The following is a 12,131-nucleotide window of genomic DNA, read 5'->3' on the forward strand; positions in this document are numbered from 1 at the left end:
GGCTCAGCCGGCGGCGTCGGTCTTGCCGGTCTTCTTCCAGCGCAACGCCCCCGAGGCGCCCGCCGGCACCACCGGGTTGTTCGGCGCGATCGGATCCAGCCGCCGGTAGGCCTCGCCCTGCGCCGGCCGCAGGTCCTCCTCGCCCTTGTTCGGCCACAGCGACGCCGCCCGTTCGGCCTGCGCGGTGATCGACAGCGACGGGTTGACACCCAGGTTCGCCGAGACCGCCGCACCGTCCATCACCGCCAGCGTCGGGTAGCCGTACACCCGCTGGTAGGGGTCGATGACACCGTGCTGCGGGCTGTCGCCGATCGCAGCGCCGCCGAGGAAGTGCGCCGTCAGCGGGATGTTGAACAGTTCACCCCAGGTGCCGCCGGCCACCCCGTCGATCTTCGCGGCGATCCGCCGGGTGACCTCGTTGCCGACCGGGATCCAGGTCGGATTCGGCTCACCGTGGCCCTGCTTGCTGGTGTACCGGCGGAAGCCGAGCTTCCCGCGCTTGGTGAACGTGGTGATCGAGTTGTCCAGGTGCTGCATCACCAGCGCGATCACCGTGCGCTCGCTCCAGTGCCGCGGGTTGAGCAGGCGCAGAATGTGTTTCGGGTCTTCGCGGCCCTGATCGAGCAGCTGACGCCAGCGCGGGACGTCGGTCCCCTGCGGACCGCTGCCGTCTGTCATCAGCGTCTGCAGCAGCCCCATCGCGTTGGAGCCGATGCCGTAGCGGACCGGTTCGACGTGGGTGTCGGCGGTGGGGTGGATCGACGAGGTGATCGCCACGCCGTGCGTCAGGTTCAGATCCGGGTTCACGTTCAGCGTGGCGGCGCCGACGATCGACTCGGAGTTGGTGCGGGTCAGCACGCCCAGCTTGTCGGAGAGCTTCGGCAGCTTCCCCTTGTCCCGCATCTTGAACAGCAGCCGCTGCGTGTTGTAGGTGCCGGCCGCCACGATCAGGTGCGTCGCGGTGAACGTCTTGCGGTGCCGGCGCGGCGACGGGCCGGTGCGCGCGGTGTGCACCCGCCACAGGCCGTCGCCGCCCTGCTCGAAGCCGGTCACCGTGGTCAGCGGATGCACTTGCGCGCCAGCGGATTCCGCCAGGTACAGGTAGTTCTTCACCAGGGTGTTCTTGGCACCCCACCGGCAGCCGGTCATGCACTCGCCGCATTCGATGCACCCGGTGCGGGCCGGGCCGGCGCCGCCGAAGTACGGGTCGGCGACGGTCTTGCCGGGGGTCTTCTCACCGTTCTCGCCGAAGAACACCCCGACCGGGGTCGCGGTGAACGTGTCGCCGACGCCCATGTCGTCGGCGACCTGCTTCATGATCCGGTCGGCGTCGGTGAACGTCGGGTTCTTGACCACGCCCAGCATCCGTTGCGCCTGGTCGTAGTGCGGCATCAACTCGGCGTGCCAGTCGGTGATGTGCGCCCACTGCTTGTCGTTGAAGAACGGCGCCGGCGGCACGTAGAGGGTGTTGGCGTAGTTCAGCGAGCCGCCGCCGACCCCGGCGCCGGCCAGCACCATGACGTTGTTGAGCAGGTGGATGCGCTGGATGCCGTAGCAGCCCAGCTTCGGCGCCCACAGGAACTCCCGCAGGTGCCAGGAGTTCTTGGCGAAATCCTTGTCGGCGAAGCGGCGGCCGGCTTCCAATACCCCGACGCGGTAGCCCTTCTCGGTCAGCCGCAGCGCACTGACGCTGCCGCCGAACCCCGAGCCGATGATCAGAACGTCGTAGTCAGGCTGCATCGGATCAGTATGACCCCGGTTACTGGTACCGCCGGTACCGGGGGTTCCACGATCAGCCGAGCCAATCGCCGAAGAACTCCCCAAAGGTCTCCACCGGGGCACCGGGCGGGCTGACCACGATCGAGTTGATCAGGTCCGTCCAGTTCGCCGGGTTCGCGTCGGTGATGACGCCGTCGCCGTACAGCGAGCCGACCACTGCGGCGATCACCGGGTTGGCCATCAGCGGCTCGGGGATGAAGACGCCGGGCAGGTCGGCACTGTAGGCCGTGAGCCCCTGCTGCCAGCCGACGTTGAGTGCCGTCAGCACCTGCGACCAGTCCAGATTCGGCATGCCGAAGCTGACCGGGGTCGGGGTGTCGGCCGGCCCGTCGTTCCAACCGTGGTCGATGTTGCCGTAGCCGAGGTTGACCAGAATCCGCATGTCCGGCTCGAGCAGGTCGTACAGCGGTTTACCCATCCCCGGCATCAGCCGCAGCGGTGCCAGCAGCGGCAGGATGTCGGAGTGGATCATGTAGTAGTCGGCCGTCGAGTCCGGAGTCACCGGAAGCTGAACCGCATCGGCTATCTGCTCCGGAGTCAGCCCGAGGTAGAGCGGGTGGGTCATCGCCATGCCGGCGATGTCGTTGAGCACCGAGATGAAGTTCATCGGGTAGCGCGGGAAGTCCGCCCAGCCGTCGTACTCCAGGGTGTACACGTCCGTCGGGTACAGGTCGTTCGGGGTCGCCTGGTCCAGCGTCACGTTCAGCGCCGGGATGAACGGGTGCGTCCCGTCCACGTCGAAGGCCGTCAGCAGTCCGCCGTTGGGGTTGGCGGTGTTGCCCACCAGCACGAAGTGCACATCCGAGAGTGGGACGCCGGCGGCGTTGAGCTGCTCCATCGCATACGTCGACAGCGCCGAACTCTGCGAGTACCCGAAGACGTAGATCGGGTTGTCCGCGCTGATCCCGCCCTCGGCGATCCGAGCCTGGATCGCGTTCACCAGGATGTTCGCCCCCTCATGCTCCGACGGCCCGAAGTCGCTGCTGGACTCGGGGGTCTCCAGGACCGTCGGCGTGCCGGTGAAGCCATTCGGCTGCAGGAACAACCCGTTCGCCGTCTGGGCGTAGAAGTCCGATGGCCGGGGCACTCCACTGGCCCCCAAGACGAATGCGGTGCCGGCACCGGAGTCCGCGCTGGTCAACCTGATGCCGAGCGCAGGCCCGCGTGACGGTGTATCAGTGGCTGCGGCAGCCGTCGCGGCGACGAGTGCCGCTGCGATCCCGATCGTGGATGCCCGGAATGCCTTGTGAGACACCGTCGTCATTGCGCAGTCCCCTCCCCGGAATCGTCGCCCACAGCAGATGGCGTCGACTATGCGACGAGAACGGACGTTCAGACCGCATCAATGAACATTTACCACCGGATGCGGGTGAAAGTAGAAAGAATCGGCCTGCTAGTTACCGTACGATTTCGGCGCGGTTCGGCGCGCTCAGCGGGACGAAACGCGCCGAAATCACGAGCCGACGGTCAGGCCGACCTTCTGGAACTCCTTGAGGTCGCAGTAGCCGGCCTTGGCCATCGCCCGGCGCAGCCCGCCGACCAGATTCAGCGCGCCGAACGGGTCGTCCGACGGCCCGTCGAGCACCTGCTGCAGCGACGGACGCTCGCCGACCGCGACCTGCATCAGCGCCCCGCGCGGCAACGACGGGTGGGCCGCGGCGTTCGGCCAGTACCAGCCGTCGCCCTGCGCCTCGGCGGCCGCGGCCAGCGGCGTGCCCAGCACCACCGCGTCGGCGCCGCAGGCGATCGCCTTGGCCAGATCCCCTGAGGTGTGGATGTCGCCGTCGGCCAGCACGTGCACGTAGCGGCCGCCGGTCTCGTCGAGGTATTCGCGGCGCGCGGCGGCGGCGTCGGCGATCGCGGTGGCCATCGGCACGGAGATGCCCAGCACCTCGTCGGACGTCGTCACCCCGGCGGTGGAGCCGTAGCCGACGATCACCCCGGCCGCGCCGGTGCGCATCAGGTGCAGCGCGGTGCGGTGGTCGAGCACGCCGCCGGCCACCACCGGGATGTCCAGCTCGGAGATGAACGTCTTGAGGTTCAGCGGTTCGCCGTCGGACGCCACCCGCTCCGCGGAGATGATCGTGCCCTGGATGACCAGCAGGTCCACCCCGGCCGCCACCAGCGCCGGGGTCAGCGCCTGTGCGTTCTGCGGGCTGACCCGCACCGCGGTGGTCACCCCGGCCTCGCGGATGCGCGCTACCGCGGCCCCCAGCAGCTCCGGGTTCAGCGGGGCGGCGTGCAGTTGCTGCAGCAGCCGGACCGCCGCCGACGGGTCGGCCGCCGACACCTCGGTCTCCACCACCCGGGCGATCGCGGACCCGACGTCGGCGTGCCGCCCGATCAGGCCCTCGCCGTTGAGCACGCCCAGGCCGCCGAGACGCCCCAGTTCGATGGCGAACTCCGGTGACACCAACGCATCGGTGGGGTGCGCGAGCACCGGCATCTCGAACCGGTAAGCGTCGAGCTGCCAGGCGGTGGAGACGTCCTGCGAGGAGCGGGTGCGCCGCGACGGCACGATGTTGATGTCGTCGAGTTCGTAGGTGCGACGGGCGGTGCGGCCCATGCCGATCTCAACCATGTCACGCATGGAAAGCCTCTCGGGTAACCGGATTCAGGTCAGTGCACGTAATAGTTCGGTGCTTCGACGGTCATGGTGATGTCGTGCGGGTGGCTCTCCTTGAGGCCCGCCGGCGTGATCCGCACGAACTGCGCCTGCTGCAACGTCTCGATGGTGGCCGAGCCGGTGTAGCCCATCGCCGCCCGCAGGCCGCCGGTGAGCTGGTGGATGACGCTGCCCAGCGGGCCGCGGAACGGCACTCGGCCCTCGATGCCCTCCGGCACCAGCTTGTCCTCGGAGAGCACGTCGTCCTGGAAGTAGCGGTCCTTGGAGTAGGACTTACCGGCCCCGCGACCCTGCATGGCGCCCAGCGAGCCCATGCCGCGGTAGCTCTTGAACTGCTTGCCGTTGACGAAGATCAGGTCCCCGGGTGACTCGGCGGTCCCGGCGAGCAGCGACCCGAGCATCGCCGTCGACGCACCGGCGGCCAGCGCCTTGGCGATGTCGCCGGAGTACTGCAGCCCGCCGTCGGCGATCACCGGCACCCCGGCCGGCGCGCAGACGGCCACCGCCTCCATGATCGCGGTGATCTGCGGGGCGCCCACCCCGGCGACGACCCGGGTGGTGCAGATGGAGCCGGGGCCGACCCCGACCTTCACCGCGTCGGCGCCGGCCTCGACCAGCGCGGCGGCCCCCGAGCGGGTGGCGACGTTGCCGCCGATCACGTCGACGCGCTCGCCGACCTCCGCCTTGAGCTTGCCGACCATGTCGAGCACACCCCGGTTGTGGGCGTGCGCGGTGTCGACGATCAGCACGTCGACGCCGGCGTCGGCCAGCGTCATCGCCCGGATCCAGGCGTCGTCGCCGACACCGACCGCCGCACCGACCAGCAGCCGGCCGTCGCTGTCCTTGGTGGCCAGCGGGTGCTGTTCGGTCTTGACGAAGTCCTTGACGGTGATCAGCCCGGTCAGCTTGCCGTGGCCGTCGACGATCGGCAGCTTCTCGATCTTGTGCCGGCGCAGCAGGCCCAGGGCGGCGTCGGCGCTCACGCCTTCCTGGGCGGTGATCAGCGGGGTGTGGGTCATCACCTCGGCGACCGGCTTGTTCTGGTCGGCCTCGAAGCGCATGTCCCGGTTGGTGATGATGCCGACGAGGGAGCCGTTGGCGTCGACGACCGGCAGCCCGGAGATGCGGAACCGGGCGCACATGGCGTCGACCTCGCCCACCGTGTTCTCCGGTGAGCAGGTCACCGGGTCGGTGACCATCCCGGCCTCGGAGCGCTTCACGGTCTCGACCTGGGCGGCCTGCTCGGTGACCGGCAGGTTGCGGTGCAGCACGCCCATGCCGCCGGCGCGGGCCATCGCGATCGCCATCCGCGCCTCGGTGACGGTGTCCATCGCCGAGGAGACCAGCGGCACCTTCAGGCGGATGCGCTTGGTCAGCTGACTGGAGGTGTCGGCGGTGGCGGGCACCACGTCGGACGCGGCGGGCAGCAGCAGCACGTCGTCGAACGTCAGCCCCAGCATCGCGATCTTGTCGGGGTTGTCGCCCCCGGTCGGCGCCGCGCCGTCGAGGGCGCCGCCGGCATGGGCGCCATACCGAGTTGCCGGGGCATGGGCGTCACCAACGGACATCGGGGGCCTCCACGTTACGCAGCCTGGGTGAAAAGGCCATCCTAATCGGGACGCCAAGCGTCCATCGGCCCGCATCACCGTAATAAATCACCGCCCGCGCGACCCGCCCCGCCGCTAGCGTTACGTCGGGGCGACTGCGTACCCTATGGGACGTGCGTGACCACCTGCCACCAGGCTTGCCGCCCGACCCGTTCGCCGACGACCCCCACGACCCCTCCGCGGCCCTGGACGCCGTCGAACCGGGCCAACCGCTGGACCCGCACGAACGCAGCGCGGTCGAAGCCGACCTGGCCGACCTCGCGGTCTACGAGACGCTGCTGGCCAACCGGGGCATCCGCGGCCTGGTGGTGTGCTGCGACGACTGCCAGCAGGACCACTACCACGACTGGGACATGTTGCGCGCCAACCTGTTACAGCTGCTGATCGACGGAACCGTGCGCCCGCACGAACCGGCCTACGACCCGGAACCGGACAGCTACGTGACCTGGGACTACTGCCGCGGCTACGCGGACGCCTCGCTCAACGGGGCGACGTCGGAGTACGACGGCTACCGCTGACTCACCGCTGCCACACGCCGCCGCGGCGGCGCACCGTCTCGGCGCAGTCATCCCTGATGCCCCGGATCTGCTCGGCGGACCGGGTGGCGCTGCCCAGGTCGGCGAGCAGGCACGCCAGCGCCCACCGCAGCGGGATCAGCCCCCGGCGGTCGGCCTCGCCGAGGGCGGCATCGGCAACGCGGCGCGCCTGCTCCGCACTGCCGGCGCAGCACAGCGCCGCGGCCAGCACCACCTGACCTTTCACCCGGTGCCGCAGCATCGTGGCGGGCGTCAGTTCCACCGCGTGCTCGGCGTGCCGGACCGCGGCGGCGCCGTCCCCGGTCACCATGGCCAACTCGGCGCTGACCCAGCCGCGTCGCACCGCCAGCCGGGGCGTCGCATCGTCGGGGACGGTGGCGGCCCGGGCCAGCAGCGCCGCGGACGCGGCGAACCGGCCCACTCCCAGCGCGTCAGCGGCCAGTCCGACCAGCGCATCGGCGGTGGCCTCGGGATCCGCCCCGGCCAGCGCCAGCGCCCGCCCGTCGAGACCGCGGGCGGTGGCATGGCCGCCGAGTTGGCGCAGGAACGACGCCCGGGTGCTGTGCGCCAGCGACGTCAGCCGGCCCGCCGATCCGCGCAGCAGCACCGCTAGATCCGCCTCGGCGCTGGCGTAGCGGCCCTGGCCGCCGGCGGCCACCGCCCGCAGCCACAGTTGCTCCGGTGTGGTCGCGCCCGGCAGCGGCCAGCGGCCGGGTTGATCGCCGAAGGCGACGGCGGTCAAAGCGGCCGGCACGGCGTCGCAGGGGTTCCCGGTCGTGTCACGCATCGCAGCGCGACGTTAGCAATGCCGACCCCGATCCGGGCACTCAGGGAACGTCCAGGGTTTTCGATTAGCAGGTCTTAACTATTACGTTGGGCGGAGTTCAGACGCGTGGACTAGCGTCCCCGAGGCGCCGAACGTATCGACGCGGATTGCCGCACGACCATCCGGATGGTGTGCGGCGATCGCTTTGACACCACTCATCGGGCCGGGTACGACCCCGGCCGGCAACGCACGAGTCGCTTGGAGAGGGGTTTCGATGCCGCAGACCGAGTTGTTGCCCGGGCGCAACGCGGATGCCTGGGACTGGCAACTGCGCGGTGCCTGCCGCGGCGTCGACTCGTCGGTGTTCTTCCCGCCCGACGGCGAGCGCGGCCGCGCCCGCGCCCGGCGGGAACGCAACGCCAAGGAATGGTGCCGGACCTGCCCGGTGATCGAGCAGTGCCGGGCGCACGCGCTCTCGGTCGGTGAGCCCTACGGAATCTGGGGCGGCATGTCCGAGGCCGAACGGCACGCGGCCCTGCGCTGCAACGTGCGGCGCGGGTAGCCCCCAAAGACCACCTCGGTACAGGTGCGTGACTTCCGCAGCCTGTCGGTGGAGATAGAACAGCCCCCGAATGTGGATCCGGGGGCTGTTCGCTTTTCCGGCTGAGGCTAGACCGGTGGGGCCTCCGAGGTACCCGACGTGCCACCGGCGCCGCCCAGTCCGCCGGTGAGCCCGTCGTGGGCCTTGCCCGCGGCCCCGGGCTGACCGGCTACATCACCGGACTTGCCGCCACTGCCACCGGTGCCGCCGTCGCCGCCGTGTCCACTGCCGGTACCGTCGCCGCCGTTGCCGCCGTAACCACCGAATCCACCGCTGCCGCTGAAGCCGGCGCTCCCGTCGGTGCCGTTGCCACCGGCACCGCCGTTGCCGCCGACGACGTCGTCGACGCCGGTTGCCGCGGTGCCACCGGTCCCACCGTGACCGCCCGACCCGCCGGCACTGAAGGCGCCGGCGGCTGGCGTGCCACCGATGCCGCCGGCCCCGCCGTCACCTGCGGTCTGCCCGGCTAGCGTCGCGGCACCGCCCATACCTCCGGTGCCGCCCATGCCGGCGACGCTGGCGATGCCGCCGGCCCCGCCGGTGCCGCCCTGGCCACCGTCACCGCCCACCCCGGCGCTGGCGCCCGTGACCGGCGCCGCCGCACCGCCGGAACCGCCGACACCGCCCTGGCCGCCCATCCCGCCGAACCCGAGGAAGGTGCTGGTCGTCCCGCCGGTGCCGCCTTCGCCGCCGGCGCCACCGGCGGTGGCCGCGGCGCTTTCCGTGCCGTCGATGCCGGCGGCGCCGGTTCCGCCCTGGCCGCCGTTGCCGGCGTCGCCGAACAAGAACGCCAGCCCCTTGCCGCCGACACCGCCCGCGCCACCGACCGCCTCGGCTGCAGTACCGCCGGCGATACCGGTACCGCCCTGACCGCCGGCGCCGCCGGTACCCATCAGCGAACCGCCGGTGCCGCCGGCGAAGCCGTGTCCGGCGACCGTGCTCAGGGTGGCGTCGGCGCCGCTGCCGCCGGCCCCGCCGGTGCCGATCATCCCGGCGTCACCGCCGTTGGAGAGCCCGACGCTGTGCGTCACCGCGTCGGCCCCGGACCCGGTGCTGTAGGTGAACTCACCGCTGCCGCCGTTGCCGAAGATCCAGCCGCCGTCCTGGGCGGCCGTGACGTCGGTGAGTGCGCCGTCCGGGCCGACGGTCGCAGTCGCGTCGGCGCCGTTGCAGATCAGACCGCAGTGGTCGCCGAATGCGAACATCTGGTTGATGGAGTCGAAGGCGTGCGAGCTGATCAGCTGGTCCCCGATGTTGATGACGCCGGCCTCGAACTGCACGTAGCCGAACAGGATCGGCTCGAGGATCTGGTTCAGGCCGGACAGGGTCGGCAGGGAGGCCGCCGCCCCCGCCACATCGGCGTCTAAGGTCAGTCCGTCACCGGTGAGATCACCGGTCGGTGCGGACGCCGGGTCGAGCAGCGTGGCCAGCGTCGCCGGGTCGAAGATGTCGTCAAGCGGGTCTGCATCTGCCGTCGGGGCGCTGACAAGTGGACTTATCCCGAATGCCAGGAGCGCCGCCGCGGACGACGCCGCGCCCACCGCGCGCCGGCCGGATCGCGAACCGATAAACCGCTGGTCAACGACCTGCCGTGCTTGATTACGTGTCATGCGAGAGCCCCCTCGGGAAGAATGGGCCGACGACCGTCGCCAAGCCGATTGGACATTAACGTAATTTAAATGCACCATTCAGCTCAATTCGAACCAGCTGATTCACAGCTGGTCTGTCAGTGTTCGCGCAGGAACGGTGTCGGGTAGCGGTCGAGTTCGTAACACCGCGGTGGGTTGCACCATCCGCTAACGTTCCGAAGCGACCCGGACCCCAGGAGGAAGCACCATGGGACGACAACTCTTCACCGGAATCACCGGACTGGCCGCGGCTGTGGCCACCGCTCTGATCGGCGCGCCCGCCGCCCACGCCGACGAGGCCGGCTTCCTCAACGAACTGCACCGCAACGGCTTCAAGGGCTGGGAGGTCGGGGGCCAGCAGATGCCCGACGGCGTGCTGGTGGCGCAGGGCTACACGGCCTGCAACCGCTTCCACCTGGGCGAGAAACCCGACCAGTTACTCGCGCAACTGGGCGCCGGCGACGTCGAGACCGGCCGGGCCCTGATCAGCGCCGCGCAGCACAACCTCTGCCCCGACACCCTCTGATCCGAGGGGCGTCTCCCCTAGAAAAACCCCGCAGCCCCTCGACCGAAATATCAGAACGTGGTAAGAAATTCTGATACGCAACAAGGGGGATTGCCGGGGATGAACGCGCACCGCAAGATCACCAACGTAGCCGCTGTCGGCATGGTCCTGGCCGGACTCGGCGCAGTGGTCGTCCAGCCCGTGCGGGCCGAGGCGGTCCTGCTGGCCACCGAGGGGCCACTGGCCGGCAGCATGACCGCCCTGATCATGGGCGGCACCACCGAGCCGACACCGTCACCGGAATACGCCCGCACCGTTGAAGAGCTGTTCCTCAACCCGCTCGGGTTCAACGGCGGCTCACTGGATTCGACCGTGTGCACCATGGACGGCACCGACCCGTGCAGCGCGCCGCTGCAGGTGCTGACCACCCCGGAGTTGATCCAGCAGGGTCCGAGCAGCCTCACCGGTGCGTCGAACATCGTGCTCGCGGTTGAGAACGAATTCGCCGCGCACCCGGGCGCTTTCGACGCCGACCATCCGCTGACGATCTTCGGCTACTCGCAGAGCGCTACGGCCGCGTCCATCGCGATGGAACGCCTCGACGCCCTCGGCATCGACCACAACGCCCTGCACTTCGTCTTCATCGGCGACCCGTCCGCCCCCACCGGCGTTTGGCAGGGTATCGAGGCCGCGATGGACGCCACGCTCGGCAAGGACCTCACGAACTGGCTGCTGACCACCTTCGGTATGACCGAGGTCCTCGGCAACCAGACGCCGACCGATCTGTACCCGGCGACCATCTACAGCCTGCCCGACGACCCGGTCCCGAACTGGGACGCCGTCTACGAGAAGGACGGCCTCTGGGGCGGGCTGCTGAGCATCTTGGGTCCGCACGTGGAGTACCTGGGGCTGACGCCGGATCAGGTCGCCGACGCCACCACCGTCACCGATGGCCTGCTGAACTTCGTCAACATCAACGGCGACGACATCAACGGCCTGCAGGCCTGGCTCGACGCGGTCTTCGTCGGGGGTGCGGCCAACAGCGGGATCTTCCAGAGCATCGCCGACTCGCTGCAACTGCTGTTCACCAACTCGTTCTGACCATGCGCAGCACCGTTGCCCGGATCGCCACCGTCGGCGTGACGGTCGCCGCGACCACCGCGGGCCTCAGCCAGCCGGTGCGCGCCGAGGCGGCACTGCTGTCCGCCGCCGGCCCGCTGGCGGGCAGCGAGACCGCGCTGATCCTCGGCGGCACCACCGAGCCGACGCCGTCACCCGAATTCGCCCGCACCGTCGAGGATCTCTACCTGCACCCACTGGGATTCGACGGCGGCGCAACCGGTTCGACCGTCTGCACGATGGACGGCACCGACCCGTGCAGCGCACCGCTGCAGGTGCTGACCACCCCGGAGTTGATCCAGCAGGGTCCGAGTGGGCTGACCGGCGCATCGCTGATCACGATCGCCGTGCAGAACGAATTCGCCGCCAATCCGGGCGCATTCGACGCCGAGCACCCGCTGACGATCTTCGGCTACTCGCAGAGCGCGGCCGCCGAATCGATCGCGATGGAACGCCTCGCCGACCTCGGGATCCCCAAAGAGGATCTGCATTTCGTCTTCATCGGCGACCCGGCCACCCCGACCGGTCAGTTGCCGAATCTGGAAGCGGCGATGGACTCGGTGCTGGGCGCAAGCCTCACCGACTACCTGCTGAAGCTGTTCGGGTTCACCGGCGTACTGGGCGCCGTGACCCCGAATGACCTGTACCCGGCGACGATTTACAGTCTCGCCGGCGATCCGGTCGCGAACTTCCAGCAGGTCTTCGAAGCCGACGGCCTGGGTGCGGCGATCGCGGGCATCCTGGGCCGGCACGTGGAGTACCTGGGGCTGACGCCGGATCAGGTCGCCGACGCCACCACCGTCACCGACGGGCTCATCGACTACGTCAACATCGCCGGCACCGACATCAACGACGTCGAGGCTTGGCTGAGCGCGGTGTTCGTCGGCGGCGCCGCGAACAGCGGGCTCTACGAGAGCCTCTGGCAGTCGATGGAACTGTTCTTCACCAATGCCTTCTGAACTGA

Annotated in this window: 11 protein-coding genes; 5 read left to right on the forward strand and 6 right to left on the reverse strand. The window is 69.8% G+C overall.

Features of this window, described 5'->3' with window-relative positions:
* Nucleotides 1–3 precede the first annotated feature (3 nt).
* The 4 genes from KIH27_RS10995 to guaB all read right to left on the reverse strand — a co-directional run bounded on the left by KIH27_RS10995 (nucleotide 4) and on the right by guaB (nucleotide 5,865).
* Nucleotides 4–1,740, reverse strand: a complete 1,737-nt coding sequence (locus KIH27_RS10995) for a GMC oxidoreductase (protein WP_214092985.1) — start codon at nucleotides 1,738–1,740, stop codon at nucleotides 4–6.
* Nucleotides 1,741–1,792: 52 nt separating this feature from the next.
* Nucleotides 1,793–3,043, reverse strand: coding sequence for a PE-PPE domain-containing protein (locus KIH27_RS11000; protein WP_214092986.1), 1,251 nt, complete (start codon nucleotides 3,041–3,043; stop codon nucleotides 1,793–1,795).
* A 189-nt stretch (nucleotides 3,044–3,232) separates the two neighbouring features.
* The gene (locus KIH27_RS11005; RefSeq protein WP_214093018.1) at nucleotides 3,233–4,360 is read right to left on the reverse strand and encodes a GuaB3 family IMP dehydrogenase-related protein; all 1,128 of its coding nucleotides are present in this window, start codon (nucleotides 4,358–4,360) and stop codon (nucleotides 3,233–3,235) included.
* 38 nt (nucleotides 4,361–4,398) lie between these two features.
* On the reverse strand, nucleotides 4,399–5,865 hold the full coding sequence (guaB, locus tag KIH27_RS11010; RefSeq protein WP_214093019.1) for an IMP dehydrogenase: 1,467 nt from the start codon (nucleotides 5,863–5,865) through the stop codon (nucleotides 4,399–4,401).
* A 260-nt stretch (nucleotides 5,866–6,125) separates the two neighbouring features.
* On the opposite strand from guaB, the gene KIH27_RS11015 reads away from it, so the two are divergent.
* The gene (locus tag KIH27_RS11015; RefSeq protein ID WP_214092987.1) at nucleotides 6,126–6,530 is read left to right on the forward strand and encodes a DUF5319 domain-containing protein; all 405 of its coding nucleotides are present in this window, start codon (nucleotides 6,126–6,128) and stop codon (nucleotides 6,528–6,530) included.
* A 1-nt stretch (nucleotide 6,531) separates the two neighbouring features.
* On the opposite strand, the gene KIH27_RS11020 is transcribed toward KIH27_RS11015, so the two are convergent.
* Nucleotides 6,532–7,335, reverse strand: a complete 804-nt coding sequence (locus KIH27_RS11020) for a hypothetical protein (protein ID WP_214092988.1) — start codon at nucleotides 7,333–7,335, stop codon at nucleotides 6,532–6,534.
* Nucleotides 7,336–7,588: 253 nt separating this feature from the next.
* On the opposite strand from KIH27_RS11020, the gene KIH27_RS11025 reads away from it, so the two are divergent.
* Entirely contained in the window at nucleotides 7,589–7,876 is a 288-nt protein-coding gene (locus tag KIH27_RS11025; protein ID WP_214092989.1) for a WhiB family transcriptional regulator, read from the forward strand.
* Between the two features lie 107 nt (nucleotides 7,877–7,983).
* On the opposite strand, the gene KIH27_RS11030 is transcribed toward KIH27_RS11025, so the two are convergent.
* Nucleotides 7,984–9,525 (reverse strand): hypothetical protein, encoded by a 1,542-nt coding sequence (locus KIH27_RS11030; RefSeq protein ID WP_214092990.1) that lies wholly within the window; start codon nucleotides 9,523–9,525, stop codon nucleotides 7,984–7,986.
* Nucleotides 9,526–9,751: 226 nt separating this feature from the next.
* Here KIH27_RS11030 and KIH27_RS11035 point away from each other — a divergent pair, with 226 nt between their 5' ends.
* The 3 genes from KIH27_RS11035 (at nucleotide 9,752) to KIH27_RS11045 (ending at nucleotide 12,126) form a co-directional block, all read left to right on the forward strand.
* Entirely contained in the window at nucleotides 9,752–10,069 is a 318-nt protein-coding gene (locus KIH27_RS11035; RefSeq protein WP_214092991.1) for a DUF732 domain-containing protein, read from the forward strand.
* A 99-nt stretch (nucleotides 10,070–10,168) separates the two neighbouring features.
* A complete protein-coding gene (locus tag KIH27_RS11040; RefSeq protein WP_250149940.1) occupies nucleotides 10,169–11,149 on the forward strand; it encodes a PE-PPE domain-containing protein in 981 nt (326 codons plus the stop codon).
* Nucleotides 11,150–11,151: 2 nt separating this feature from the next.
* The gene (locus KIH27_RS11045; protein WP_214092992.1) at nucleotides 11,152–12,126 is read left to right on the forward strand and encodes a PE-PPE domain-containing protein; all 975 of its coding nucleotides are present in this window, start codon (nucleotides 11,152–11,154) and stop codon (nucleotides 12,124–12,126) included.
* Nucleotides 12,127–12,131: the final 5 nt, after the last annotated feature.

Source organism: Mycolicibacter acidiphilus (assembly GCF_018455725.1).
Taxonomy (GTDB): Bacteria; Actinomycetota; Actinomycetes; order Mycobacteriales; family Mycobacteriaceae; genus Mycobacterium; species Mycobacterium acidiphilum.